Source organism: Allotabrizicola aquatica (SeqCode) (assembly GCF_965194375.1).
GTDB classification, from domain to species: Bacteria; Pseudomonadota; Alphaproteobacteria; order Rhodobacterales; family Rhodobacteraceae; genus Tabrizicola_A; species Tabrizicola_A aquatica.
Window position 1 is genome coordinate 693237 of record NZ_OZ239428.1, and the last position, 26510, is coordinate 719746.

Here is a 26510-nt window from a genome sequence, read left to right on the forward strand (position 1 = left end):
ATGAAAAGAAAGCTGGATGATGAGGAGTATCAAGCACTCCTCAATGCTTTTGATGGGCAGAAATTTTCTTTTCGCAAAACCTCAAGCCAGAGTATGCCGTTCCGAGTTTCTTTCTACTTTATGAACATCTATGCGATTTCAATGATGTTAGTCTATTATATCGTAGCAAATTATCTACTTGACTACATCAATCCACAATTTCTAGAGCATCATTATCTTGATTTGCTAGAAAGGCGCGCGTTTATATTCCTTTGGCTTCTCGGGGCCTTCAACATGGCGTTTTATTTTGGGGTTGGCTTTCGCGTTGTCGCGGGAGTTATCTTGCTTTACTCGATCAATGCGACTTTTTCGCAAATCATTGTAATTCATAGCAATTTCGGCTTCTTCAACTTCGCAGAGACGCCAATTTTTTCAGCTTATGCTCTTTCACGGCCCCTGTTCATGATTGCGACAGTGGGTGCATTGATATTTTACAAGGACACTTGAGTTCTACAAGAAATGCTTAATGTCTGAAGATGCCTTTTAACAAGAGAAACTCTTGGCCTTTCCCTTGGGTCGCGACATCTGAGCCCCGCATCGTCAGACCCTGAGAGTTGCGATTAAAGCAACAGCAGGGCGATACGCCCATGGACGTCCACGCAGAGTTTCAATCCTGCTCGCATCGATCTTCGCGCCGTCGAAAGACAGCCGCGCCCTCACGAAGTAAGGCTCGCCAGTTTAACACATCCCTCTGCGTGCGCGGCATTGATGGTGCCGCGCGACACCAAGAGGTTACAGTTTCCCGTGGCAGTGCTTGAACTTCTCGCCCGATCCGCAGGGGCAGGGGTCGTTGCGGCCCGGATTGCCCCAAGTGCTGGGATCGGCTTCAACAAACCCCGTCGCAGCCGCAGCCACCGCCCCAGCCGTCGCCTGCACCGCGGCAAGTTGCGCTTGGGCCTGCGCCGCCTGATGGGCGGCCAGTTGTGCCTGATATTGCTCCATCAGCGCCTTTTGCTCATCGGCCGAGATCGGGCGGATCTGTGACAGTTTCTGCGTCACATCCTGGCGCAGCGAGTCCAGCATCGTTTCAAAGAGCGTAAAGCTTTCGGTCTTGTATTCGTTCAGCGGGTCACGCTGGGCATAGCCGCGGAAGCCTACGACAGACCGCAGGTGTTCCAGCTTTAGCAGATGCTCGCGCCACTTGGCGTCGATGGTCTGCAGCAGAAGTTGCTTTTCGATCGACCGCATGGCGTCGGCCCCAAAGGCAGCCAGCTTTTCGTCCATCATGGCATCGGACTGCGCCACCAGCCGTTCCAGCATGGCGGCCTGATCGACGCCCTCTTCGGCAGCCCAAGCTGCGACGGGGAGATCCATCGTCATCTTTTCGCGGACGGAGTCAACCAGACCGGGCACATCCCATTGATCAGGATAGGATTTCGGCGGCATATGGGCGTCGATCAGATCTTCGCAAACCTGATGGCGCATGTCGCGCGTGATTTCGCCCAGATCCTCGGCTTCCATGATCTCCAACCGCTGGCCGAAGATCGCCTTGCGCTGGTCATTCATCACGTCATCGAACTTCAACAGCTGCTTGCGGATGTCAAAGTTGCGGCCTTCGACCTTGGCCTGCGCCCGTTCTAGCGATTTGTTGACCCACGGGTGAACGATGGCCTCGCCTTCCTTCATCCCCAGCTTGGACAAGACCGAGTCCAGCCGTTCCGATCCGAAGATCCGCATCAGGTCATCTTCCAGCGACAGGAAGAAGGCCGACCGGCCCGGGTCGCCCTGACGGCCCGAACGGCCGCGCAGCTGGTTGTCGATGCGGCGACTTTCATGGCGTTCGGTGCCCAGAACAAAGAGGCCGCCGGCGGCCTTGACGGCCTCTTCGGCGCCTTTGTGTTCGGCTTCAATCTGCGCGCGCACTTCGTCGGGGTGGGCTTCGGGATTGGCGGCCAAAGCCTCCATCACCTTGAATTCGACGTTGCCGCCCAGTTTGATGTCGGTGCCGCGACCGGCCATATTCGTGGCGATGGTCACCGAACCGAGCTTGCCGGCATCGGCCACGATCTGGGCTTCTTGCTCGTGTTGGCGGGCGTTCAGCACGCTGTGCGGAATCCCCGCCTCTTTCAAAAGACCAGAGAGGAGCTCTGATTTTTCAATCGAGGTGGTGCCAACCAAAATCGGCTGGCCCTTTGCATGGGCTTCGTGGATCGACTTGACCACGCCCTCATACTTTTCGCGGACGGTGCGATAGACGGCGTCATGGTCGTCAATCCGGGCCACGGGTCGGTTGGTGGGCACTTCGACCACGCCAAGACCGTAGATTTCCATAAACTCTTCGGCCTCGGTCGCCGCGGTGCCGGTCATGCCGCCCAGCTTTTCATAAAGCCGGAAGTAGTTTTGAAAGGTCACGCTGGCCAAAGTGATGTTTTCCGGCTGGATCGCCACGCCTTCCTTGGCCTCAATCGCCTGATGCAGACCTTCCGATAGACGGCGGCCCTTCATCATGCGGCCGGTGAATTCGTCGATCAGCATCACATCGCCATCGCGGACGATGTATTGCTGGTCGCGGTGAAACAGCTTGTGCGCCTTAAGCGCCTGATTGACGTGGTGCACCAAGGTGGTGCTTTCAGGATCATAAAGGTTCTGCCCCTCGGGCAAGAGGCCCGATTGGTGCAAGACCTGCTCCAGAAACTCGTTGCCATCCTCGGTATAGGTGACGTTGCGGGTTTTCTCGTCGATCTTGAAATGCGTCTCGTCCAGCTGGGGGATCAGCGCGTTGACCTTTTGATAAAGATCGCTGCGGTCTTGGCTGGGGCCGGAGATGATGAGTGGCGTGCGCGCCTCGTCGACCAGAATGCTGTCCACCTCGTCGACGATGGCAAAGAAATGCCCCCGCTGGGCCATTTCCTCGATGCTGCCCTTCATATTGTCACGCAGATAATCAAAGCCCAATTCGTTGTTGGTAGCATAGGTGATGTCAGCACGGTAGGCGGCGCGCTTTTCGGCGTCGCCCTGATAGGGGTAGACTACCCCGGTCGTCAGACCCAACTGACCGTAAACCTTGCCCATCCAATCCGCATCGCGCTTGGCGAGGTAGTCGTTCACCGTCACGACATGCACGCCCTTGCCGGTCAGCGCATTCAGATAGGCCGGGAAGGTCGCCACCAGCGTCTTGCCTTCCCCCGTGCGCATTTCGGCGATGTTGCCCTGATGCAGGAAAATCCCGCCCTTCAGCTGCACATCAAAGGCACGCAGGCCAAGGGCACGCTTGGCAGCTTCACGGCAGTTGGCAAAGGCCTCGGGCAGGATCGCGTCCAGCGCCTCACCGCCCTCTTGCACACGGTGCTGGAACTCACGGGTCTTCTCGATGATCCCCTCATCCGAGAGGGCGGCGAATTCGGCCTCGAGTGCGTTGATCTTCGCCACCAAAGGCCGCACCGATTTCACCTTGCGATCATTCGGCGTACCGAAAATCTTGCGCGTAAGAGCCCCAAAACCGAGCATGTTATCTCCGACTGGTCATTGTTTCCGCGGATCGTGTGAGGCTCTGGCCTTGCCCGCCCCTCCGGCCTTCCCTAGAAGGACAGTCAAGGCCGGGCGGCCCTGTCGCACGCGACTGACGCGATGTAAGGGGAAGGGCCGGGATAGTCAACGTCGCGCAAGGCCGCGGCACGATCAGGAGTAAGTGAGATGGCAAAAGCGATGCGGTTTTTCGCGGGGGCGGCGCTGGCCGCAGGTTTGGCGCTGCCGGTCTTGACCGCTCCAGTCTGGGCCGAAGATGCGCCAACCGCAGACACGGTCGTGGCCACGGTGAACGGAACCGCCATCACGCTGGGTCACATGATCATCGCCCGCGAGGCGCTGCCTGATCAGTATAAGGCCTTGCCGCCGGATGTGCTGTTCAAGGGGATTCTCGACCAGTTGGTGCAGCAGACCGCGTTGGAACAGTCGATGGACGGCAAACTGACGCGCCGTGACACGCTGCACTTGGAAAATGAAGAACGCGGCTATGTCTCGGCCCGCGCGCTGGAAGCCGTGGTTCGTGGTGCCGTCACCGATGCGGCGCTGCAGGCCGCGTATGACGCCCGCTTTAAAGATGCCGCTCCGCAGACCGAATACAACGCCGCCCATATCCTTGTCGCCGATGAGGCCAAGGCCAAAGAGCTTTTGGCCGAGCTTGAAGCGGGCGCTGATTTCGCCGAACTGGCCAAGACCAATTCCACCGACACCGGGTCAGGGGCCGTCGGGGGCGATCTGGGATGGTTCGGCCTTGGCATGATGGTCAAACCCTTTGAAGAGGCCGTGGTGGCGGCCGAAGTGGGCAAGGTCGCAGGCCCGGTGCAGTCAGATTTCGGCTTTCACCTGATCTTGGTCAAGGAAACCCGCGTCGCGGCTCAGCCGACACTGGACGACATCCGTGACGAATTGGCGACCGAGATTGAGCAGCAAGCGATCGAAGCCCATGTGACCGAGGTCACAGCGGCAGCGGCCGTGGAAACGCCCGGCGAGGGGATTGACCCGGCGCTGCTGGGTGATCTTAGCTTGCTGGACAAGTAAACGGGCAACAGGGGGGTGAATGATGGGAAAGAAAGACTGGAAAGCTAAGGCCAAGGCGCTGAAGAACGCGTTGAAAGCGCTGCGCGGCAGCACCCCGTCTGCTGAAGGCAGTGCGGCCATCGCAAAGGCCGCCAAGCCCGTCTCGCCGCTGGCTCCAGCGCATTTCCCTGACTTGCCGGTCATCAAAGGCGCCGAATTCGCGGCCATTGGCGCGGGCATCAAATACCAGAACCGCAAGGACGTCATGCTGGTCCGGCTCGCCCCCGGAACCACGATGGCAGGGGCCTTCACCCGCTCGACCACCCGGTCAGGCTGCGTGCGTGATTGCCAGACCAAACTGGCCACCCGCGTGCCAGAGGGCGCGGGCGCGGCGATCATCGTGAACTCGGGGAATTCCAACGCTTTCACCGGCGCAGTGGGTGACAAGGCCGTGGCCGCCGTGACCGGCGGTGTGGCCCAGACGCTGGGCCTTCCCGCCTCTCGCGTGTTTTCCTCCTCAACCGGCGTGATCGGTGAGCCGCTACCGTTCGAGAAGATCACCACCGTGATTTCCACTCTGGCCGGTCAACTGTCCGAAGCCGCCATCCAAGGCGCGGCCGAGGCGATCATGACCACCGACACCTTCCCCAAAGGTGCCGCCGCCTTGGTGCAGGGCGATGGCGGGCCGATCCACATTTCAGGCATCGCCAAAGGCTCGGGCATGATCGCGCCGGATATGGCGACGATGCTGGTCTATATCTTCACCGACGCGAAGATTTCAGCGACCAATCTGCAAAAGATGCTGTCGCGCCATGTCGATGCGACCTTCAACTCGATCACGGTCGACAGCGACACTTCCACCTCTGACACCCTCCTTGTCGCGGCCACCGGCCAATCGACTGCCGCCGAGGTCAAGGGACCCGTGGCCAAGGCCTTTGAGGCGGCCCTGCGCGGGGTGATGATGAACCTTGCCCATCAGGTCGTGCGCGATGGCGAAGGGGCCACCAAATTCGTTGAAGTGCGCGTGACCGGCGCGGCCAGCGACAGCGACGCCCACAAGGTCGCAATGGCAATTGCCAACTCGCCCTTGGTCAAGACCGCAATCGCCGGACAAGACCCGAACTGGGGCCGCATTGTTGCAGCCATCGGCAAATCTGGCGCCGAGGCCGACCGCGACCGGCTGGCCATTCGCTTTGGTGATATTCTGGTGGCCGAAAAGGGCTGGCGGCATCCCGATTATCAGGAAGAGGACGGGGCAAGCTACATGTTGAACCCCGAACTCTTGATTCACGTCGATCTGGGTCTGGGCAAGGCAGCGCGCTCGGTCTGGACCTGTGATCTGACCAGCCAATATATCGCGATCAACGCCGATTATCGCTCGTGAAGATCGTCCTTGTCTCTGCCGTGGCCCTGATCGACCCCGATGGCCGCGTGCTTTTGGCCCAGCGGCCCGAGGGCAAGTCCTTGGCCGGCCTGTGGGAGTTTCCCGGCGGCAAGGTTGACCCGGGTGAGACCCCCGAAGCCGGGCTGATCCGCGAGCTGCGCGAGGAGTTGGGGATCGAAACCAAGGCCAGCTGCCTTGCGCCACTGACCTTTGCCAGCCACAGCTATGACGATTTCCACCTGCTCATGCCGCTGTTCGCCTGCCGCCGCTGGGAGGGCATCGCCTCCGGACGCGAGGGGCAGACCCTGGCTTGGGTGCGGCCCGAGAAGCTGCGCGACTATCCAATGCCGCCAGCCGATATCCCACTGATTCCGATCCTGCGCGACTGGCTGTGATCCAAGACCCGGTGAAAACCCCGGGGGGATTCCGCCGCAGGTGCCGCGAAATTGTTGCTCTTTTTTAACGAATCAGACCTAGATTGACCCCAGCTCAGCTAATTGGGGGATTGGCACATGCTTCGTACGATTGTTGTCGGAAGCTGCGTTTCGGTTCAAGGACTTATGGTCGGGCAGATGTCCGATGGGAAGATCATGGTCAAGGTCGATGACAAGACCTTTGTCGGTGTTCCAGTTCCCGTGGTTCGCGCCGCCTGATCCGGGGCGACGAATGAAAAAGGCCGGGGAAAACCCCGGCCCTTTTTGATTGGATATTTGCGGCCTTAGGCCAAGGTGCGTTCAATCGATTCGCGCTCGAAGATTTCGATAACGTCACCGGCGCGAATGTCTTCATAGCGTTCAAACGCCATACCACATTCCTGACCCGAGATGACTTCCTTGACCTCATCCTTGAAGCGCTTGAGCGTCTTGAGCGTGCCTTCGTGGATCACCACGTTGTCACGCAACAGACGCACCCCAGCAGACCGGCGGGCGACACCTTCGGTGACCAAGCAGCCGGCAACCATGCCAACGCCGGTAACCTTGAACACCTCTTTGATCTGCGCATAACCGATAAAGGTTTCGCGGATCTCGGCCTTCAAGAGACCCGAGGCGGCTTTCTTGATGTCATCCACCAGATCATAGATGATCGAGTAATAACGGATCTCGACACCCTTCTGATGGGCCGAATTGCGGGCCGAGGCATTGGCACGCACGTTGAAACCGATGATCGGGCATTTGCTGGCTTCGGCCAAGGACACATCTGTATCGGTGATCGCGCCCACGCCCGACGACAGCACGCGCACGCGCACCTCTTCGTTGCCAACCTTTTCCAAGGCTTGCACGATGGCTTCGGCAGACCCCTGCACGTCGGCCTTCACCAGAACCGGCAGCTCTGCCACGTCCATGTCAGCCTTGGCCTTCGCCATCAGCTGTTCCAGCGTGGTCGCAGCCCCGGCGGCGGCACGCTTGTCTTTTGCGGCCTTGATCCGGTAATCGGCGATTTCCCGTGCCGAAGCTTCGGTTTCGACGACGTTCAGCGTATCACCCGCCGACGGCGTGCCCGACAGGCCCAGCACTTCGACCGGAACCGAAGGTCCAGCCTCGGCAATCGTCTCGCCCTTGGAGTTGATCAGCGCACGCACCTTGCCCCACTGCTCGCCGACGACAAAGATATCGCCTTTGCGCAGCGTACCGTTCTGCACCAGAACGGTCGCAACCGGGCCGCGGCCCACATCCAGCTTGGCTTCGATCACAGCACCGGCGGCCGAACGGTTCGGGTTGGCCTTCAGTTCCAGAATTTCGGCCTGCAGGCCGATAGCTTCCAGCAGATTGTCCAGACCCATGCCGGTTTTCGCCGACACTTCCACATCCTGCACATCACCCGACATCGCTTCGACGACGATTTCGTGCTGCAACAGATCCGTGCGGACCTTGGTCGCATCCGCACCGTGCTTGTCCATCTTGTTGATGGCCACGATCAACGGCACCTTGGCTGCCTTGGCATGGGCAATCGCCTCAACCGTTTGCGGCATGACGGCATCGTCAGCGGCAACCACCAGCACAACAATGTCGGTCACATTCGCACCGCGTGCGCGCATCGAGGTGAACGCAGCGTGGCCGGGGGTATCGAGGAAGGTCAGAACCTGACCCTTATCGGTTTTCACCTGATAGGCACCGATGTGCTGGGTAATGCCACCGGCTTCGCCAGAGACCACATTCGCCTTGCGGATCGCATCCAGAAGCGAGGTCTTGCCGTGGTCAACGTGGCCCATGATCGTCACGATCGGCGGGCGGGTGATGCGGTTTTCATCTGCATCCGCGACCGTTTCGATCGCCTGTTCCACGTCGGAATCCGACACACGAACCGCCTTGTGGCCAAACTCTTCGATCACCAATTCGGCGGTGTCGGCGTCAATGGCTTGGTTCAACGTCACCATCATGCCCATTTTCATGAGCGATTTGACAACGTCTGCCCCGCGTTCAGCCATACGGTTGGCCAGCTCGCTGACCACGATGACTTCGGGCAGTTGCACGTCGCGGAACTGCTTTTCAGGCTTGTTGCCAAAGCCCATCGCCTTGTTGCGGGCCTTTTCCTGCTTGCGCTTCATGGCGGCAAGGCTGCGGGTACGGCCGCCTTCACCATCCATGGCCGAAGACAGCGTCAACTTGCCCGAACGACGACCTTCGTCGCCCTTGGCCTTGGCGTTGCGCTCGCGCTCTTCGCGTTCGCGGTCGGTCTTGCGCGGGGTCGGCAAACCGGGCTTGGCGCTGGCCGGGCCGCGCTCGTCCATCCCCGGGGCGGGTGCCGGGCGGGCGTTGCGCGCCGGAGCGGCGGCTTCCGTGCTGGCGGCGGGGGCAGCCGGTTCGGGAGCAGCGGGCTTGCGGCGCTGCGTGCCCAAGATATCGGCCTTGCGCTGCTCTGCACGGTTTGCGGCCTCAAGGGCCGCTTCGGCGCGAAGCCGCTCTTCTTCCTCGGCCTTGGCGCGCAGGGCGGCCTCGCGGGCGCGCTCCTCACGTTCCTTGGCTTCGATTTCTTCGCGCCGACGCATACGGTCTTCTTCGCGCGCCCGCTCTTCTTCGGCACGCTTGGCAGCGTCTTCCTGCTCGCGCGCCTTGGCCTGCCGCAAAGCGGTCAGGCGGCGTTCCATCTCGGCATCGGAGATGCCTGCCGGGCGCTTGGACGGATCGCCCAAGTTGGGCGCGCCACCCGAGGCTGCGCCAGAGCCAGACCCGGGCTTGCCCGGCGTCGGCACCACAACGCGCTTGCGCTTGGTTTCAACCACCACAGCATGCGTCCGGCCATGGGAGAAGCTTTGCTTCACCGAACCGGAACGAGGTGCGCCACCCAGGCCGAGGGGTTTTTTACCGTCAGTATCGCTCATGCGTCCTACATATCCTTCATGGCGGTCGAGCCGCCGTCCTGCTCATCCGGCTGCGCAATTCGCAACCCGGAAAGCCTTGCCGCTTCCTCTACAACACGCGTCGTGAGTCCACCAGCGCCAAGCGCCGCGTGTATCGCACGTTCGCGACCGAAAGCCAAACCCAATTCCCCTGCAGACAAGAGGCCGATAAATCGACCTTCGCCTTCGGGTGGGCGCAGCTTGGTCTTGCCGCGTTCTGACCCGTCCGAGGCCTGCACCAAAACCCGTGCTTTGCCCGACTGCAGCCAGTCTTTCACCTTTTCATAGCCCATCACCGCCGCATTCGCCTTGCGGCACATGCTGATGAGGTCAACCACCCGACGGGCCAAGAGGCTTTCCACCAGATCGGCCAGCCCCGGCGGCACCGTCACCGATTGGCGTGCCGCACGGGAGAACAGCCCCTTGGTCGCCGCCTTGGTGATGGCCGCACGGTCTGCGGCCACATAGATGCCCCGGCCCGGCAGGCGTCCCAGAATATCGGGCACCACCGAGTTGTCAGGCCCAATGCAAAACCGCACCAGACCCGTCTTGGGTTGGCTGTCCCCCGACACAATGCACTTGCGTTCGGGGTCGTCCTGCTCTTTTTCCCGGCCGCCGCGTGTCACGGGCGCTACCTCCGAGGCCTGAAATCAGGCCTCGGCCTCCTCGGTGGCTGCGCCCTCGTCGGCGGCATCCATCGCAGTGGGGTCAACCCAGCCCAGCATGACACGGGCGGTCATGACCATGGTCTGTGCCTCTTCAAGGCTGACGTCGAACTTTTCAAGCACGCCCTCGTCCTTCTTGCGCTGGCCATTCTCAGTGGTCCAGCCGCCCGCCAACTCCCAGTCGGCGCAGGTGGCGAAGTCTTCCAGCGTCTTGATCCCGTCATGCGCCAGCGCTTCCAGCATCTGCGGGGTCAGCCCTTCAAAGTTCACAAGGCTTTCTTCCACACCCATCGCGCGGGCGGCTTCCAGCGACTTGCGGGCCTGCTCTTCCAGATAATCGCGGGCACGGGCCTGCAATTCCCCGGCGGTGCCTTCGTCGAACCCGTCGATGGACAGCAGTTCATCCGACTCGACATAGGCCACTTCTTCCAGATTGGTGAAGCCTTCCGACACCAGAAGCTGCGCCATCATCTCGTCGACATCCAGCGTGTCCATGAACAGCTTGGTGCGCTCGGCGAACTCGGCCTGACGGCGAGTCGATTCATCCGATTCCGTCATGATATCAATATCAAGGCCGGTCAGCTGGCTGGCCAGACGCACGTTCTGACCGCGACGACCGATGGCCAGCGACAGCTGCTCATCCGGCACGACCACTTCGATCTTGCCACCCTCTTCGTCGATCACAACCTTCGACACTTCGGCCGGTTGCAACGCGTTCACAAGGAAGGTCGCCTGATCACCATTCCACGGAATGATGTCGATCTTTTCGCCCTGCAATTCGTTCACCACGGCCTGCACACGGCTGCCGCGCATACCGACGCAAGCGCCGACCGGGTCGATCGAGTTGTCATAGGAAATCACGGCAATCTTGGCGCGCGAACCCGGGTCACGGGCGACGGCCTTGATCTCGATGATGCCATCATAGATTTCCGGCACTTCCATCTTGAACAGCTCCGCCATGAACTGCGGGTCGGTGCGCGACAGGAACACCTGCGGGCCGCGCGGCTCGCGACGGACGTCCTTGATATAGCAGCGGATGCGGTCGCCGGGGCGATACGCCTCGCGGCCGATCTTTTCGTTGCGGCGCAAGATCGCTTCGCCACGGCCGATGTCGACGATGACGTTGCCGTATTCTTCGCGCTTGACCTGACCGTTGATGATCGTGCCCTTGCGGTCGCGGAATTCTTCGTACTGACGGTCGCGCTCTGCCTCACGGACCTTTTGCAAGATCACCTGCTTGGCCGATTGTGCGGCGATACGGCCCAGATCAACCGGGGGAACTTCGTCAATCACCTCGTCGCCAAGCTGCGGGTCGGCAAGATAGGATTTGGCCTGCTTCACCGTCAGCTGAGCGTGGTGGTTTTCCACCGCGTCGTCTTCCACCACGGTGCGGATGCGGGCAAAGCTGGCGCGGCCAGTCTTACGGTCGATCTTGACCCGGATGTCCATTTCCGCGCCATAGCGCGACTTGGCCGCGCGGGCGAGGCTGTCTTCCATCGCCTGAATCACCAGTTCGGCGTCGATCATCTTCTCGCGCGCGACCGCTTCGGCGGTTTGCAGAAGTTCAAGCTGGTTGGCTGATGTAATCGCCATGGGTCTTCTCCCGGCCTAGTGTTTTGGGGCTTAGTGTTTGGTCGTCTCGGGGGCGTCGCTGTCGTCGTCCCCGCCGTTTTCTTCAGTCGCGTCGGTTTCTTCAATCTCGTCGAACTGCGATTCGTCGATCACGCCGCTGGCCTTTTTCTGGCGCAGCATTTCCGAGATCAGCTCATCGGTGAGAATCAGCTTGGCGTCCGACAGCCAGTCAAACTGCAACCCGATGGTCACGGTCTCCTTGCCATCTTCGATCTCGATCAGCACTTCCTCGCCCTCAACACCACCAAGGGTGCCTTTAAAGCGGCGGCGGCCGTCGATCAGCTCGGTCGTCTCGATGCGGGCTTCCCAGCCCTTCCACATCTCGAAATCCTTCAGCCGCGTCAGCGGGCGGTCAATGCCGGGGCTCGACACTTCCAGCACGTAATTCTCTTCAATCGGGTCTTCCACATCGAGAACGGCGGAAACGGCAGTCGAGATATCACCGCAATGGTCAACCTCGATCCCGCCGTCGGGCTTGTCGGCCATGATCTGCAAAATGCGCGTCGCCCCGCCCATCAGGCGGATGCGCACCAGTTCAAAGCCCAAGCCCTCAATCACGGGCTGGACGATGTCCGCAAGGCGACGGTCCATGGCAGTTTTGGCAACAAGATCAGACATTCAGGTTCCAGAAATGAAAAACGGGCCACAGAGGCCCGCCGTGACTTTCGGTAGCTTCAGGTGTGGACCCTGAAACCGCTGTTGAAGGGCATATAGGCCGATCCCCCCGTGATTGCAAGGAGAGATACGCTTAGTGCAAAGGGCCCAGCAGCAGCACCTGAACATCGGCCACATTGGTGCCCGTTGCGCCGCTGACCAGAAGATCCCCTGCCAAGGACAGCGCGCGGTGGCTGTCATTGTTGGCCAAAAGTGCCGACGGATCGCCCCCTGCCGCGATGATGCGCGAAACGGTCCCGGCATCGACCACGCCGCCCGCCGCATCGGTTGGCCCGTCGCGGCCATCGGTGCCGCCCGACAGAAACACCCAATCGCGCCCAAGGTCGGGCATGCCCATCGCCACCCGCAGCGCCAGTTCCTGATTGCGCCCACCCAGACCCGTGCCTTGCAGCCGAACCGTGGTTTCGCCGCCAAAGATCAGGCAGGCGCGATCTCCCGCGCTTTTCGCCGCCGCGAGGATTTCCGCCGCAGCATCGGCCACATCGCCCTCCAACCGGTCCGACACGATCACCGCATCCGCGCCCGCTTCAGCCCGCATCGCCTCAAGGCTCTTGCGGTTCGACCCGATCAGCACGTTAGTTGCCGCGGGCAAAGGCGGCTCAACCGTGTCACGCTCCAACGCCGCTTGCACCGATGCGGGCAAATCCGCCCAAAGGCCCTTGCCCTGCAACAGTGCCCGCGCCTCGGCGCGGCTGCCCACCGGGGCCACCGTCAGGCCCGAGGCGATAACGCGCAGATCATCGCCGATCACATCCGACAGGATATAGCCCGTCACTGGCGCGGGATGGGCGGCGCGCAACAAACCCCCACCTTTCAAGCGCGACAGCGCCTGACGCACCAGATTCAACTGTGAAATGTCCACGCCTGCGCCCAGCAAAAGCCGACTGGTCGCAGCCTTATCCGCCAAGGACACGCCCTCAACCGGCGCCGGCAACAGCGCCGATCCGCCGCCCGAGATCAGGGCAATCACCCGGTCGGCAGACGTGGTGTCTGCCAGCATCGCCTCGACCGCCAAAGCCGCCTTGGCGCCGTTCTCATCCGGGACCGGATGACCCGAGGCGATGACGACCGCACCCGCAACGTCGCGCGCGTTCTCATAGTTTGTCACGACCAGCGCAGAGAACTCTTGGCCCTGAACCTTGGCAATCATGGCCTCAGCCATAGGCACCGCAGCTTTACCAATGGAAACAATGCGATAAGCCCCGCCCGTATCGGGGCGGGGCAAAGGGGAGTCTGTCAAGGCGCGCGACAAGGCAATGCCCGGATCAGCCGCCGTGCAGGCGGTCTGAAACAGCGCATTGGCCAGGTCGCGCAAGCTTGCCATGCCTTAGGCCGCCGAAATCTGGCGGGCTTTTTGCACCAGAACTTCGGCCTGACGGATGGACGCATAGTCGATCAGACGGCCATCCAGCGACACTGCGCCTTTACCTTCGGCTGCAGCCTGCGCCATCGCCTCAAGGATCCGCTTGGCGCGGGTCACTTCAGCCTCAGACGGGCTCATCACTTCGTTGGCGAGCGCGATCTGGCTGGGGTGAATGGCCCATTTGCCCTCACATCCCAAGACCGCAGCACGCTTGGCGGCGGCGCGATAGCCGTCGGGGTCCGAGAAATCACCGAACGGACCATCCACCGGACGCAGACCATTGGCCCGCGCAGCGACCACCATACGCGCCAGCGCATAGTGCCACATGTCGCCCCAATGCACCTGACGGCTGCCATCGTCCAACTTGTCGGTCAGCACCGAGTAATCGGGGTTTACACCGCCGATGATCGTGGTGCGCGCACGGGTCGAGGCGGCATAGTCGGCCACGCCGAAATGCAGCGACTCATTGCGCTTCGACGCCGCGGCGATTTCGGACACGTTTTGCATGCCCAGCGCGGTCTCGATGATATGCTCGAAACCGATCCGCTTTTTGTAGCCCTTGGCGTCCTCAATCTGGGTCACCATCATGTCGACGGCATAGACGTCAGCGGCGGTGCCAACTTTCGGCACCATGATCAGATCCAGACGCTCGCCGGCCTGTTCCACCACATCCACCACGTCGCGGTACATGTAGTGCGTGTCGAGTCCATTGATTCGGACCGACATGGTTTTCTTGCCCCAATCCATCTCGTTCAGGGCCTTGATGATGTTCTTGCGCGCCTGTGCTTTGTCATCAGGAGCGACCGCATCTTCCAGATCAAGGAAGATCACATCGGCATCAGATTGTGCTGCCTTTTCAAACATTTGCGGAGCGCTGCCGGGAACGGCGAGTTCGCTGCGGTTCAGCCGCGCCGGGGCTTGGGTGATGACGTGAAAGCTCATGCTTTGGCCTTTCTGATTGCCGGATTCGGGGTCAGAAAGCGGCGCAAAATCCTATACTGTCAAGAAAAATAATTTCCTGAAAGTATGCATTCGCATGCAATCTGCCTAGCGTGACTTGAAGTAATACGCAACTGCTTGTGTGCGACTGGTGACGCCAAGTTTCTCAAAAAGGTTCGACAGGTGGTACTTCACCGTGTTCGTCGAAATGTCGAATTCGCGGGCCAGATCTTTGTTGGCCAGACCATTCGCCAGCGCCTCCAACAGCGCCTTTTCGCGGCGTGTCAGCTGCTGGATCGGGTCCGATTGCAGCCCGCGCACGTCGATGAAGGGGAACACCATTTTCCCAGCGGCGACGTCAACGCAGGTGTCCAAAAGCCGCTCGACCGGCGACTTGCGGTCCACGAATCCGGCCGCCCCCGCTGCCAAAGCCTTAAGCGATTCGGTCCCTGCCGAGTCATCGGCATAGATCACCAACCGCGGCGCGCCCTCTTGATCGCGCAACACTTCGGCCAGCTTCTGGCCGCCCAGCTGTGGGATGTGCCAGTCAATCACCGCCACCTTGACCGGCACCCGCATCACCGCGCCAAGCAAGCCCTCAGCGGTTGACGATGTCGCGACAAGCGAGAATCTTCGATCTTTTTCAAAGACTTCCGACAAGGCCGACAGCACCAGAGGGTTGCCCTCGGCCAGCGCCAAGTCAATCTGTTCAGGCCTAATCTCCAGCATCGTACACCCCAGATTCTGCACGGTTCATGACATAAACCTACCCATTTGAACTGGTCACAAACGGTATACACCCGCATACTTACCAATTTGGGTAGTAACTTTCCCACCCATAAGGACTTCCAAAAGCAGGATTAAGGAAGGTTGTTCAGAAAGTCAAAGCAGCATTTGTTGCATCAACCATCCGAGGGAGGATCGTCCGTGACCAACACCAGCATTCCGTCGAAACTGCAGATTCCCGAGACTCTGGCCGCAGGGCCTGGCCCCGGCAACACCGATGCCCGCGTTCTGGCAGCCTATGCCAACGCCGGCCTTGCCGATCACATGCAGGCCGACGTGCTGCGCGGGATGATCGAATGCAAAGAGATGCTTCGCAAGATCTGGGGCACCAAAAACACTTACACCTTCGGCGTCGCCGGTACGGGCTGGAGCGGGCTGGACTGCCTGTTCAGCGCCATCCTGCCGGGCGACACGGTCGTGACCTTCGTCAACGGCACCTTCAGCGGCATCGATGCGCTGACCGTCCGGATGAAAGCCGCCAGCCGCGCAGATCTGGCCGCCAACTCCTTGGACCCCAAGCCCGCCAACGTGACCCTCGTCACCGTGCCGCATGGCAAGTCGGTCACGGGCGACGTGATTGAAACCGCCCTTGCCGCCAACAAGCCCACTTGGGCCGTGATGGCGCATTGGGAAACCGGCTCGGGCCGGATCAACGAAATCCGCGCCTTCTCGGACGCATGTGAGCGCCATGGCGTGATGGGTCTGGTTGACGCCGTCTCGTCCCTTGGCATCGAAGATTTCGACATCGACGACTATCCCGGCATCGTCGGCTGGGCCTCCTGCCCGCAAAAGGGCGTTCTGTGCCTGCCGCTCACCTATGCCCCGGTCAGCTTTTCGGACCGCTACATCGCGCATCTGAAGGCCAATGGTTCGTCCAGCTATGTGAACCACCCGATGATGGAAGCCCGCCACTGGGCCATCCATGACGGCAAGGACAGCGCCGCTGGCACCTATCACCGCACCCATTCGGGCTATGCCGTCGCCGCCTTCCACGAGGCGCTGCGCATCAACCTGCAGCACGGCAAGGCGCAAAAGGCCGCTGACTACGCCTATCACGAGGCAGCCCTGCGCGCCGCCGTCGTCGCCCTTGGCTGCGATGTCACCTCGAACATGACCAGCCTTGTGGTCTTGAACCTGCCCGGCGCTTTGGCCGGTCGCGAAAAGGATCTGGTGCAGGCCTGCCGCGCCCGCGGCTTCGGCATCTGGCCGACCCTGTCCGAACCGGTTCAGGTCCGCATCGGCATTCTCAACCAACTCTCCCGCCATGCCATCACCGACATCGTCGAGCGTTTCGCCGCCGCGATGAACGAGATGGGCGCGGGGGCAGATGTTGGCGCGGCGCGGGAGGCGCTGAACCAGCATTACCTAGCAGAAATGGCAGCCGAGTAACGTCGGCCTGAGGGAGGGAAAAATGGACATTCACGAATATCAGGCCAAAGAGATTTTGGCGAAATTCGGCGTCACGGTGCCGCCTGGCGGGCTGGCTTACAGCCCCGAACAGGCGGCTTACCGGGCCCGCGAACTTGGCGGCAACCGCTGGATCGTCAAGGCCCAGGTCCACGCAGGTGGCCGTGGCAAAGCGGGCGGCGTCAAGCTGTGCAATTCCGAGCATGAAATTCAGGATGCGACGAACGACATGTTCGGCCGCAAACTGGTGACGCATCAGACCGGCGCCGAAGGCAAGGGCATCTACCGCGTCTACGTTGAAGCGGCGGTCGACTTTACCCGCGAGATCTATCTGGGTTTCGTGCTGGACCGCTCCACCCAGCGCATCATGATCGTCGCCTCCTCCGAAGGCGGCATGGAGATCGAAGAGATTTCCGAGCAAAAGCCCGAGTCGATCGTCCGTTCGACCGTGGAACCCGCTGCAGGTCTGCAAGAGTTCCAAGCACGCGAAATCTCTTACGCCCTTGGCATTCCCAACGCGCTGACCCAGCAAATGGTGCGCACGCTGCAAGGCTGCTACCGCGCCTTCCGCGATCTGGATGCGACGATGGTGGAGATCAACCCGCTGGTCATCACCGCCGACAACCGCATTCTGGCGCTTGACGCCAAGATGACCTTCGACACCAACGCGCTCTTCCGTCACCCGCAGGTGTCCGAGCTGCGCGACAAATCCCAAGAAGACCCGCGCGAAAGCCGTGCGGCTGACCGCGGTCTGGCCTATATCGGCCTGTCGGGGAACATCGGCTGTATCGTGAACGGTGCGGGCCTTGCCATGGCCACGATGGACACAATCAAACTGGCCGGCGGCGAGCCTGCGAACTTCCTCGACATCGGCGGCGGTGCAACACCCGAGCGTGTGGCCAAGGCGTTTCGTCTGGTGATGTCGGATGAGAATGTCGAAGCCATTCTCGTCAACATCTTCGCCGGCATCAACCGCTGCGACTGGGTGGCCGAAGGCGTCGTGCAGGCACTGACCGCAAACCCGGTGAACGTGCCGGTGATCGTGCGCCTGTCGGGCACCAATGTGGAAGAGGGTCAGAAAATCCTCGCCAAATCCGGTCTTCCGATCATCCGCGCCAACACGCTGATGGAGGCGGCCGAACGTGCCGTCGTCGCCTGGAAGAACGACCGTAAGCAGAACACCACCGTGAGGTCCATCTGATGAGCATCTTTCTTGATCGCGCCAGCCGTGTCATCGTGCAAGGCATCACCGGCCGTATGGCCCAGTTCCACACCAAGGAAATGCAAGACTACGGCACCAATGTTGTCGGCGGTGTTGTCCCCGGCAAAGGCGGCGAAACCGTCTTCGGCATCCCGGTGTTTGACACCGTAAAGCAGGCCGTTGCCGCCACCGGCGCTGACACCAGTCTTGTGTTTGTCCCGCCGCCCTTCGCGGCAGACAGCATCATGGAAGCCGCCGATGCGGGCATCCGCTATTGCGTGTGCATCACCGACGGTATCCCGGCACAGGACATGATCCGCGTGAAGCGTTATATGATGCGCTACACCCGCGAGCGGCGCATGGTTCTGACCGGCCCGAACTGCGCTGGCACCATCAGCCCCGGCAAGGCGCTTTTGGGCATCATGCCGCCCCATATCTATCTGCCGGGCAACGTGGGCATCGTCAGCCGCTCCGGCACGCTGGGCTATGAGGCTGCACAGCAGCTTAAGGACCGCGGCATCGGGGTCTCAACCTCGGTCGGCATCGGTGGCGATCCGATCAACGGCTCGTCCTTCCGCGACGTGCTGGAGCGGTTCGAGGCTGACCCGGACACCCATATCGTCTGCATGATCGGTGAAATCGGCGGCCCGCAAGAAGCTGAAGCGGCGGCCTATATTCAGGACCACATGACCAAGCCGGTTATCGCCTATATCGCCGGTCTGACGGCACCCAAAGGCCGCACCATGGGCCATGCGGGCGCGATCATCTCGGCCTTCGGCGAAAGCGCTTCGGAAAAGGTGGAAATCCTGACCGCAGCGGGCGTCACCGTGGCCGAGAACCCCTCGGTCATCGGCGAGACCGTGGCACGCGTGATGGCAAAGCGCGCAGCCTAAGGAAGCCATGATGTCAAAACCCAAGGTCCTTGTGACGCGGCGCTGGCCGCAGGCGGTGGAAGAGAAGATGGCGCAGATCTTTGATCTCAGCCTGAACACCTCTGACACCCCGCTGACCGAGGCGGAGTTCACATCCGCCCTCGGCCAGTATGACGCGATCTTGCCAACAGTGACGGACCGCCTTCCTGCGGCTGTCTTTGAAAGCACGGCACCGCGCACAAGGATCTTGGCCAACTACGGTGTGGGCTTTGCCCACATCGACACCGCCGCCGCCAAAGACCGAGGCATCGCGGTGACCAATACACCGGATGTTCTGTCCGAATGCACCGCCGACATCGCGATGACCCTGATGCTCATGGTCGCCCGCCGCGCCGGTGAAGGTGAACGCGAATTGCGCGATGGCCGCTGGACCGGCTGGCGCCCGACCCACATGATCGGAACCAAAGTATCGGGCGCCACGCTTGGCATCATTGGCTTTGGCCGCATCGGCCAAGCCATGGCGCAGCGCGCGCATTTCGGCTTTGGCATGAAGATCATCGTGCAAAACCGCTCGGCCGTCCCGGCCGAAGTGCTGGCCCGCTACAATGCGGTTCAGGTCCCGACCATCGAAGACCTGCTGCCGCAGTGTGACTTTGTTTCCCTGCACTGCCCGGGCGGTGTGGCCAACCGCCACCTCATCAACAGCCGCAGGCTGGACCTGATGCGCCCGGGCGCTTTTCTTATCAACACCGCACGCGGTGAAGTCGTGGACGAACACGCGCTGGCCCAAGCGCTGTGGTTTGGCACCATCGGCGGCGCGGGGCTGGATGTGTTCGAACGCGAACCCAAAATCCCGCGCGAACTCCTAGACTCCGACAACCTCGTTCTCTTGCCGCATCTCGGCTCGGCCACCCGCGAAACGCGTGAGGCTATGGGCTTTCGCGTCTTGGAAAACCTGTCCGATTTCTTTGAGGGTCGCCAGCCGCGCGACCGGGTGGCATAAGCCATGGTCGCCGTCGCCAAGCACACCCCGGATGGCCCCGAAGATCAGGCAGCGGGCTTGCGCGACGAGATGCGCCGCCTGTGGCACAGGGTCATCGAACGCCGCGCACCCCATGTTCTGGAAACCGTTCTTGCCACCGGGGCCGATCTTCCCAGTGACGAAACCGCCATTCCCTGCCTGCAGGCGGTGAACATCTGGTTCCAACTGACCCGGATCATCGACGAAAACACCGCCATGCGCGGCCGCCGCACGATTGAGGGCGCCCAAGGCCCCGAGGCGGTCGAGGGCAGCTTTGCCAAGACCTTCGCCACGCTTGACCCCAAGATGACCGCCGCCGAGTTTACCGCGCTAACCCAGAACCTGTCGGTCGGCCCCACCATCACCGCCCACCCGACCGAGGCCAAGCGCGTCACGGTGCTCGAGATTCACCGCCGCATCTATCGTCACCTCGTCTCGCTGGAAACCCAACGCTGGACCCCGCGCGAACGCGACGACATCTTGCAAGACATCGAAGCCGAGATTGATCTTCTTTGGATGACCGGCGAATTGCGGATGGAACGCCCCAGCCTGCGCGATGAAATCGAATGGGGCCTGCAGTTCTTCCGTGACGCCCTCTTTGACGCCGTGCCGCAACTCTTTGACCGGTTCAGCACCGCCGCCGAAGCCCGCTTTGGCCCAGGGCTCGACACCACGCCCTGCGTGCGCTTTCATTCCTGGATCGGCGGCGACCGTGACGGCAACCCCAATGTCACCGCCGAGGTGACGCGCGATGCACTGGCCCGCGCCCGGCGCAGCATTCTGACCCGGTACCAAGAAGACATCGCCACCGCCGCCGCCCGGATCTCGATCACTCAGCGGATCGTGCCGCTGCCCGCGCAAACCGAGGCGCAGATCCGCGCGCTCATTGCCCGCAGCCCCGATGCCAAACGGCTGGCCTCGCGCAATCCCGGCGAGGTGTTCCGTCAAGCGCTGACCGCCATCGGTGCGCGGCTGCGCGCCATGCAGGAACGCTCGGACGAACCCGGCGCAGGCTACCCTTCGGTCAGCCATTTCATCGCCGACCTGCGCTGCATTGAAGCGGGGCTTGAGGCGATTGATGCCCATCGGCTGGCCGCACGGTTCATCGCGCCGCTCCGCTTTCGGGCCGAAACCTTTGGTTTCCGCACCACAACGCTGGATGTTCGGCAGAACTCAACGGTGATCACCGCGGTTCTGTCTGAAATCTGGGCCCTGACTGGCCCGGTCCCCGCACAAGGCAGCCCCGATTGGGCGCGCCGTCTGCGCGACGAGTTGGGCCAGTCGGATCTGGTCCATGTCAACCGCAGCCGCCTTGGGCCCGATGCTCGCGAACTCCTTGATCTGCTCACCTTGATGCGTGACGCGCATATCTCAGACGACCCCGAAGCGATTGGCCCTTTCATCCTGTCCATGACCCGCTCGGCCGAGGATGTGTTGGCCGTCTATCTGCTGGCCCGCCATGCCGGCTTTGGCTCCGAAAAGCTGGACCTTCGGGTCGTGCCGCTCTTTGAAACCATCGAAGATCTGCGCAACGCGCCCGCCGTCTTTGATGCGGTGCTGGCCGTGCCCTTGGCACAGCGCAGCCTGCGCAGCCGCGATGGCACGGTTGAAGTGATGCTCGGCTATTCCGACAGCAACAAGGACGGCGGATTCCTCTGCTCCACCTATGAATTGGACAAGGCCCAGCGTCGCCTGACCGCCAGCCTTGGCCAGCATCGCCTGCGCCCGGTGTTCTTCCACGGCCGCGGCGGCTCGGTCAGCCGGGGTGGTGCGCCCACAGGCCGCGCTATCGCCGCCCAGCCCATGGGCACCGTGCAAGGCCGCCTGCGGATCACCGAACAGGGCGAGGTGGTGTCGTCAAAATACGCCAATCGCGGCACCGCGCTGAACCAGCTTGAACTGTTGGCCTCCTCGGTCTTGGGCCATCTGCCAACGCGGGTGCAGCCGGTGGCCGACCCCGAAAGCAACGACGCGCTTGAGGCCTTGGCAGGTCTGTCGCAGACCGCCTATGTCAACCTAATCTCGCGCCCCGGCTTCATTGATTACTTCCAGCAGGCCAGCCCGGTGGAAGAGCTCGCCATGCTGAAAATGGGCTCGCGCCCCGCCCGCCGCTTTGGCGCGCGGTCCTTGGCTGACCTGCGGGCGATCCCATGGGTCTTTGCTTGGTCGCAAAACCGCCACATGATCACCGGCTGGTATGGTTTTGGTAGCGCGATTGCCGCCTTTCGCCAAGTCCGGGGTGCGGCGGCAGACCGGCTTCTGGCCGAGATGTTTGAGCGTCACAAGCTCTTCCGCCTGATGGTGGATGAGGTGGAAAAGTCGCTGATGCTGACCGATCTTGCCATCGCCGCCGAATACGCCGGTCTGATCGAAGATGCGGCACTCCGCGACGATATCTTTGGCCGCATCACGGCGGAACATGCCGCCGCCTTGGACGCGCTGCGCCTCTTGACCGGCTCGGCCCAACCCGGCGCGCGTTTCCCCAACATGTATGACCGCTTCCGGGCGCAAACGCCGCAACTGACCCGGATCAATCATTTGCAAGTGGCGCTGTTGCGCCGGGCCCGGGCCGAACCGGGGTTCGGCACCAGCGTGCCCTTGATGCAATCCATGAACTGCATAGCCGCCGGTCTGGGCTGGACCGGCTGATGAAAGGATGACCCCATGACCATCTCTGCCAAAGTATCCACCGGCTTTTTCACCGACACCCTCGCCGCCCGCGACCCCGACATTTTCGGGGCGGTGACAAAAGAACTGGGCCGTCAGCGCCATGAGATTGAGCTGATTGCCTCCGAAAACATCGTGTCGCGCGCCGTGATGGAGGCGCAGGGTTCGGTGATGACCAACAAATACGCCGAAGGCTATGCTGGAAAGCGCTACTACGGTGGCTGCCAGTTCGTCGACATCGCCGAAAATCTGGCGATGGAGCGGGCCTGCAAGCTCTTCAATTGCTCTTTCGCTAACGTCCAGCCGAACTCGGGTTCGCAGGCGAACCAAGGCGTGTTTCAGGCGCTGATCCAGCCCGGCGACACGATCCTTGGCATGTCCCTGGACGCCGGCGGTCACCTGACCCATGGTGCCGCCCCGAACCAGTCGGGCAAGTGGTTCAACGCCATCCAATACGGCGTGCGCCCGCAAGACAGCCAGCTCGACTATGACCAGCTGGAGGCTTTGGCGGTGCAGCATAACCCCAAGCTGATCATCGCCGGTGGCTCGGCCATTCCGCGCATCATCGACTTCGGCCGCATGCGCGCGATTGCCGACAAGGTCGGCGCTTATCTTCTGGTCGATATGGCCCACTTTGCCGGGCTGATCGCGGCGGGTCTTTACCCCTCGCCCTTCCCGCATGCCCATGTGGCGACCACCACCACCCATAAAACCCTGCGCGGTCCGCGCGGCGGCATGATCCTCACGAATGACGAGGCGATTGCCAAAAAGTGCAACTCGGCGATCTTCCCGGGAATTCAGGGCGGCCCCCTGATGCATGTGATCGCCGCCAAGGCCGTGGCCTTCGGCGAGGCGCTGCGCCCGGACTTCGTCGACTACCAAAAGCAGGTGGTGAAGAACGCCCAAGCGCTGGCCGATCAGCTGATGAAGGGCGGATTGGACATCGTCACCGGCGGCACCGACACGCACCTGATGCTGGTCGACCTGCGCCCCAAGGGCGTGAAGGGCAATGCGACCGAAAAGGCCCTGGGCCGGGCGCATATCACCTGCAACAAGAACGGCATCCCGTTTGACACCGAAAAGCCCACCATCACGAGCGGTGTGCGCCTTGGCACCCCCGCCGGCACCACGCGCGGCTTTGCCGAACCCGAATTCCGCCTGATCGCGGATTGGATCGTCGAAGTGGTCGATGGTCTGGCCAAGAACGGTGAAGACGGCAACGGCGCAGTTGAGGCCGCGGTGAAGGCCAAGGTCGAGGCGCTGTGCGAGAAGTTCCCGATCTATCCGTCGATGTAAGGCCCGATCCGGGACCAAAGCAAAAGCCCCGCTCAGGCGGGGCTTTTTTTCTTGTGGCCGTGGCACCAGACACCACCCAACTCGACGGTCCCCCGCCCCCGCCGCCTCCCCACAAGGGGGAGGGGAGGTGACAGGCGACCAGATGTTGCCGCTTTCGGTAGCCACAAAGAGAAACGCCATAAACCCCGCGGATCCCCTCCCCCTTGTGGGGAGGGGTGGGGGTGGGGGGAACCTGCGCGCTAGGGGCGCAAAGCCACCCTCAGAACCGCTCAGCCCGCAGCACTTGGGTATCCGTCACCGAGACCACGCCAATGTGGCGCTCCACCACCTGAAACGCGGCTTCCAGCAGGCTGTCCAGCCGCTCCGGGCGGATCAGGCAAATCACCGAGACCATCCCGGCGCGCCCCAACTGCCCCTCGCGGCTCCAACGCCCTGACCGGCCCGAACCGCCCAGCACCGGCAGCACGGTAAAGCCCGACACGCCCGCACGTTCCAACGCCTCAGTCAGACGGTTTTCCATCGGGGCTTCGATGATGATCTCGACGCGTTTGGCAAGATGGGTTTGCACGGGTCAGCCTCCGCTAAGGGTCTGGGCAACGGCCAGATAGGCCGGGATGCCGAAGATCAGGTTAAAGGGGAAGGTAACGCCCAGCGACAGCGTCAGGTAAACCGAAGGGTTCGCCTCGGGCAAAGCCACGCGCATGGCGGCGGGCACGGCGATATAGCTGGCCGAAGCCGCCAAAGTCATCATCAGCGCGGTGCCCCCCACTGACAGGCCAATCACCAGCGCGACGACAAGGCCAAAGGCGGCGCCGACCATCGGCATCACCATGCCAAAGGCGATGGTGCCCAGCCCCAAGACGCCCTTCGATCCGCGCAAACCCCGGCCCGCGACGAGGCCCATATCCAGAAGGAAAAGGCACAAGATGCCCTGAAATGGTGCCACGATAAACGCATCGATCCGCGCCATGCCCTCAGCCCCGGTGACCGCGCCAATCAGGAAGGAGCCGACCAAAAGCACGATGGAGCCATTGAGCAAAATCTCATGCCAAAGCCGCGCATCCATCCGCGCGCCCGAGCCAGAGCGGGCGGCCAGCCACAGCGCCGAGACAATGGCCGGGGCCTCCATCGCCGCTGCAACCGCGACCATATAGCCCTCAAACGCCAATCCCTGACCGGTGATCACCGAGGTGGCGGTGACAAAGGTCACAATCGAGATCGACCCGTAATGCGCCGCAACCGCCGCGGCATCCACCGCCGACAGTCCGGTCATCACCCGCAAGAGCGCAAAAGCGGCAAAGGGGATGACAAAGGACAGCGCAATGCCCCCGACCAGCGCCATAATCACATGCCCATCAATCCCATGCCCTGCGACCGCGACACCGCCCTTAAAGCCGATGGCAAACAAGAGATAAATCGACATTGCCTTGGCAAAGGCTTCGGGGATGGTAAGCTCAGATCGCGCGATTGAGGCAAACAGCCCAAGCGCAAAGCACAGGATCATGGGTGTCAGAAGATTGTCGCCTGCGACGGCCAGTAGGTCTGCCATATGCCCTCCACGCGTTTCAGGCCACTTAAGACTTCGGGGCTGGTTTACAACCCCTTGGACGCCGTTTGACCTGAACTTTTGCCCAGCGCGTCAGCCTTGGGTGATGACGTAGATCTTGCGCACCTGCTCTACCACACGCCACACACCCTTCCAGCCCTGCGGCAGGGTGATCGCATCGCCGGGGCCAAAGGCCTGCACGCTGCCATCAGGATGGGTCATTTCCACCCGGCCCGACAGGAAATGGCAAAACTCGGTCGAGGCGGCACGGTCAGCGGTAAAGCGACCGGGCGTGCATTCCCAGACCCCCAACGCCACCCGACCATCGGGCGAGGTCCACAGATCCACCGAGGCCTCAGACTGATTGCCTTCAATCGAGGTGGGTTTGGCGACAAACGGGCCAAGATCCATTTGGGCAAGGGCCAGATGGGTGGAAAAATCAGGCATAGTCATGGGCAGATCCTCAGATGGGGGCGAAACCGCCGCGGTCAGAGTCATATTGTTCCAACTCACCCTCGCCCGTGTTGTTCCACAGCCCGTGCAGGGTCAGACGGTCATCTTCCACGGCAGCGCGCACGAAGGGGAAAGTCATCAGGTTTTCCAAGCTGACAACAACCGCCTCTTTTTCAAGGGCGCGCAGGATCAATTCCTTGGGCAGGCTGGCCACGCGTTCAAAGCCGGGTTTCAGGATATCCATCCAGCGGCCGACAAAGCTGGTCTTTTCCTCCAGCTCCGGCGCAAGACCGCAGCACATGTCATGGCAGCCCTTGACCCCGCCGCAGTTGGAATGGCCCAAGACGACAATATGGGCGACCCCTAGCGAGGTAACCGCATATTCCACCGCCGCCGATGTGCCATGACGCTCACCATCGGGATTATAGGGCGGCACCAGATTGGCGATGTTGCGGTGGATAAAGAACTCCCCCTCATCGGCCCCAAAAATCGAGGTGACATGCACCCGGCTGTCGCAGCAGGAAATCACCATCGCGCGCGGATGCTGGCCGCTTTCGGCCAGACGGCGGTACCAAGCGCGATTGTCTTTATAGGTGGTGGCTTTCCAGCCCTGAAACCGACTGACGAGATAAGCGGGAAGGGGGCGTGCGGTGGCTGACATGGTCGGCGTCCTGCGATTGTCTTGCCGGTTGGGTTAGGCCGCATTCGCGGAAAATGCGAGAGGGATTATGGGCCATTCCCCCGCTTT

Annotated in this window: 23 protein-coding genes; 11 read left to right on the forward strand and 12 right to left on the reverse strand. The window is 61.7% G+C overall.

Annotated elements, in window-relative coordinates:
* On the forward strand, positions 1-486 hold the full coding sequence (locus tag AC72UB_RS16630) for a hypothetical protein (protein ID WP_505190721.1): 486 nt from the start codon (positions 1-3) through the stop codon (positions 484-486).
* A 285-nt stretch (positions 487-771) separates the two neighbouring features.
* On the opposite strand, the gene secA is transcribed toward AC72UB_RS16630, so the two are convergent.
* Entirely contained in the window at positions 772-3486 is a 2715-nt protein-coding gene (gene secA, locus AC72UB_RS16635; protein WP_505190722.1) for a preprotein translocase subunit SecA, read from the reverse strand.
* A gap of 186 nt (positions 3487-3672) precedes the next feature.
* Between secA and AC72UB_RS16640 the strand changes: the two genes are divergently transcribed.
* The 4 genes from AC72UB_RS16640 (at position 3673) to AC72UB_RS16655 (ending at position 6555) form a co-directional block, all read left to right on the forward strand.
* On the forward strand, positions 3673-4539 hold the full coding sequence (locus tag AC72UB_RS16640) for a peptidylprolyl isomerase (protein ID WP_505190723.1): 867 nt from the start codon (positions 3673-3675) through the stop codon (positions 4537-4539).
* A 22-nt stretch (positions 4540-4561) separates the two neighbouring features.
* Positions 4562-5902, forward strand: a complete 1341-nt coding sequence (gene argJ, locus AC72UB_RS16645) for a bifunctional glutamate N-acetyltransferase/amino-acid acetyltransferase ArgJ (RefSeq protein WP_505190852.1) — start codon at positions 4562-4564, stop codon at positions 5900-5902.
* A complete protein-coding gene (locus AC72UB_RS16650; protein WP_505190724.1) occupies positions 5899-6297 on the forward strand; it encodes a (deoxy)nucleoside triphosphate pyrophosphohydrolase in 399 nt (132 codons plus the stop codon). The genes argJ and AC72UB_RS16650 overlap by 4 nt, the downstream gene beginning before the upstream one ends.
* Positions 6298-6414: 117 nt before the next feature.
* A complete protein-coding gene (locus AC72UB_RS16655) occupies positions 6415-6555 on the forward strand; it encodes a hypothetical protein (RefSeq protein WP_463290887.1) in 141 nt (46 codons plus the stop codon).
* 65 nt (positions 6556-6620) lie between these two features.
* Here AC72UB_RS16655 and infB read toward each other — a convergent pair whose 3' ends face one another.
* The 7 genes from infB to AC72UB_RS16690 all read right to left on the reverse strand — a co-directional run bounded on the left by infB (position 6621) and on the right by AC72UB_RS16690 (position 15242).
* On the reverse strand, positions 6621-9221 hold the full coding sequence (gene infB, locus AC72UB_RS16660) for a translation initiation factor IF-2 (RefSeq protein ID WP_505190725.1): 2601 nt from the start codon (positions 9219-9221) through the stop codon (positions 6621-6623).
* Positions 9222-9226: 5 nt separating this feature from the next.
* On the reverse strand, positions 9227-9865 hold the full coding sequence (locus tag AC72UB_RS16665) for an RNA-binding protein (protein WP_505190726.1): 639 nt from the start codon (positions 9863-9865) through the stop codon (positions 9227-9229).
* A gap of 24 nt (positions 9866-9889) precedes the next feature.
* Positions 9890-11497, reverse strand: coding sequence for a transcription termination factor NusA (gene nusA, locus AC72UB_RS16670; RefSeq protein ID WP_463290890.1), 1608 nt, complete (start codon positions 11495-11497; stop codon positions 9890-9892).
* 30 nt (positions 11498-11527) lie between these two features.
* On the reverse strand, positions 11528-12154 hold the full coding sequence (gene rimP, locus AC72UB_RS16675) for a ribosome maturation factor RimP (protein ID WP_505190727.1): 627 nt from the start codon (positions 12152-12154) through the stop codon (positions 11528-11530).
* Positions 12155-12284: 130 nt separating this feature from the next.
* Entirely contained in the window at positions 12285-13535 is a 1251-nt protein-coding gene (locus tag AC72UB_RS16680; protein ID WP_505190728.1) for a glycerate kinase type-2 family protein, read from the reverse strand.
* 3 nt (positions 13536-13538) lie between these two features.
* Complete coding sequence (locus AC72UB_RS16685) at positions 13539-14516, reverse strand: HpcH/HpaI aldolase/citrate lyase family protein (RefSeq protein ID WP_463290893.1); 978 nt, start codon at positions 14514-14516, stop codon at positions 13539-13541.
* A 105-nt stretch (positions 14517-14621) separates the two neighbouring features.
* Positions 14622-15242 carry a response regulator transcription factor gene (locus AC72UB_RS16690; protein WP_463290894.1) on the reverse strand — a complete coding sequence of 207 codons (621 nt, stop codon included), beginning with the start codon at positions 15240-15242 and terminating at the stop codon, positions 14622-14624.
* 198 nt (positions 15243-15440) lie between these two features.
* Here AC72UB_RS16690 and AC72UB_RS16695 point away from each other — a divergent pair, with 198 nt between their 5' ends.
* The 6 genes from AC72UB_RS16695 to glyA are packed head-to-tail and all read left to right on the forward strand — an operon-like array spanning position 15441 to position 23763.
* Positions 15441-16688, forward strand: coding sequence for a pyridoxal-phosphate-dependent aminotransferase family protein (locus AC72UB_RS16695; protein WP_505190729.1), 1248 nt, complete (start codon positions 15441-15443; stop codon positions 16686-16688).
* A gap of 7 nt (positions 16689-16695) precedes the next feature.
* The gene (locus AC72UB_RS16700; protein ID WP_505190853.1) at positions 16696-17907 is read left to right on the forward strand and encodes a malate--CoA ligase subunit beta; all 1212 of its coding nucleotides are present in this window, start codon (positions 16696-16698) and stop codon (positions 17905-17907) included.
* Positions 17907-18800 carry a succinate--CoA ligase subunit alpha gene (gene sucD / locus AC72UB_RS16705; RefSeq protein WP_463290896.1) on the forward strand — a complete coding sequence of 298 codons (894 nt, stop codon included), beginning with the start codon at positions 17907-17909 and terminating at the stop codon, positions 18798-18800. Before AC72UB_RS16700 ends, sucD begins: the two co-directional genes overlap by 1 nt.
* A gap of 10 nt (positions 18801-18810) precedes the next feature.
* The gene (locus AC72UB_RS16710) at positions 18811-19782 is read left to right on the forward strand and encodes a 2-hydroxyacid dehydrogenase (RefSeq protein ID WP_505190730.1); all 972 of its coding nucleotides are present in this window, start codon (positions 18811-18813) and stop codon (positions 19780-19782) included.
* Positions 19783-19785: 3 nt separating this feature from the next.
* Complete coding sequence (locus tag AC72UB_RS16715) at positions 19786-22449, forward strand: phosphoenolpyruvate carboxylase (protein ID WP_505190731.1); 2664 nt, start codon at positions 19786-19788, stop codon at positions 22447-22449.
* A 15-nt stretch (positions 22450-22464) separates the two neighbouring features.
* On the forward strand, positions 22465-23763 hold the full coding sequence (gene glyA / locus AC72UB_RS16720; RefSeq protein WP_505190732.1) for a serine hydroxymethyltransferase: 1299 nt from the start codon (positions 22465-22467) through the stop codon (positions 23761-23763).
* A 259-nt stretch (positions 23764-24022) separates the two neighbouring features.
* Here glyA and AC72UB_RS16725 read toward each other — a convergent pair whose 3' ends face one another.
* From AC72UB_RS16725 to AC72UB_RS16740, 4 genes are all read right to left on the reverse strand, one after another.
* A complete protein-coding gene (locus AC72UB_RS16725; RefSeq protein ID WP_505190733.1) occupies positions 24023-24331 on the reverse strand; it encodes a P-II family nitrogen regulator in 309 nt (102 codons plus the stop codon).
* A 3-nt stretch (positions 24332-24334) separates the two neighbouring features.
* Positions 24335-25312: a sodium-dependent bicarbonate transport family permease gene (locus tag AC72UB_RS16730; protein WP_463291622.1), complete on the reverse strand. Its 978-nt coding sequence runs from the start codon at positions 25310-25312 to the stop codon at positions 24335-24337.
* Between the two features lie 90 nt (positions 25313-25402).
* Positions 25403-25762, reverse strand: coding sequence for a cupin domain-containing protein (locus AC72UB_RS16735; RefSeq protein WP_505190734.1), 360 nt, complete (start codon positions 25760-25762; stop codon positions 25403-25405).
* 10 nt (positions 25763-25772) lie between these two features.
* Positions 25773-26423: a carbonic anhydrase gene (locus AC72UB_RS16740; RefSeq protein ID WP_463291620.1), complete on the reverse strand. Its 651-nt coding sequence runs from the start codon at positions 26421-26423 to the stop codon at positions 25773-25775.
* Positions 26424-26510: the final 87 nt, after the last annotated feature.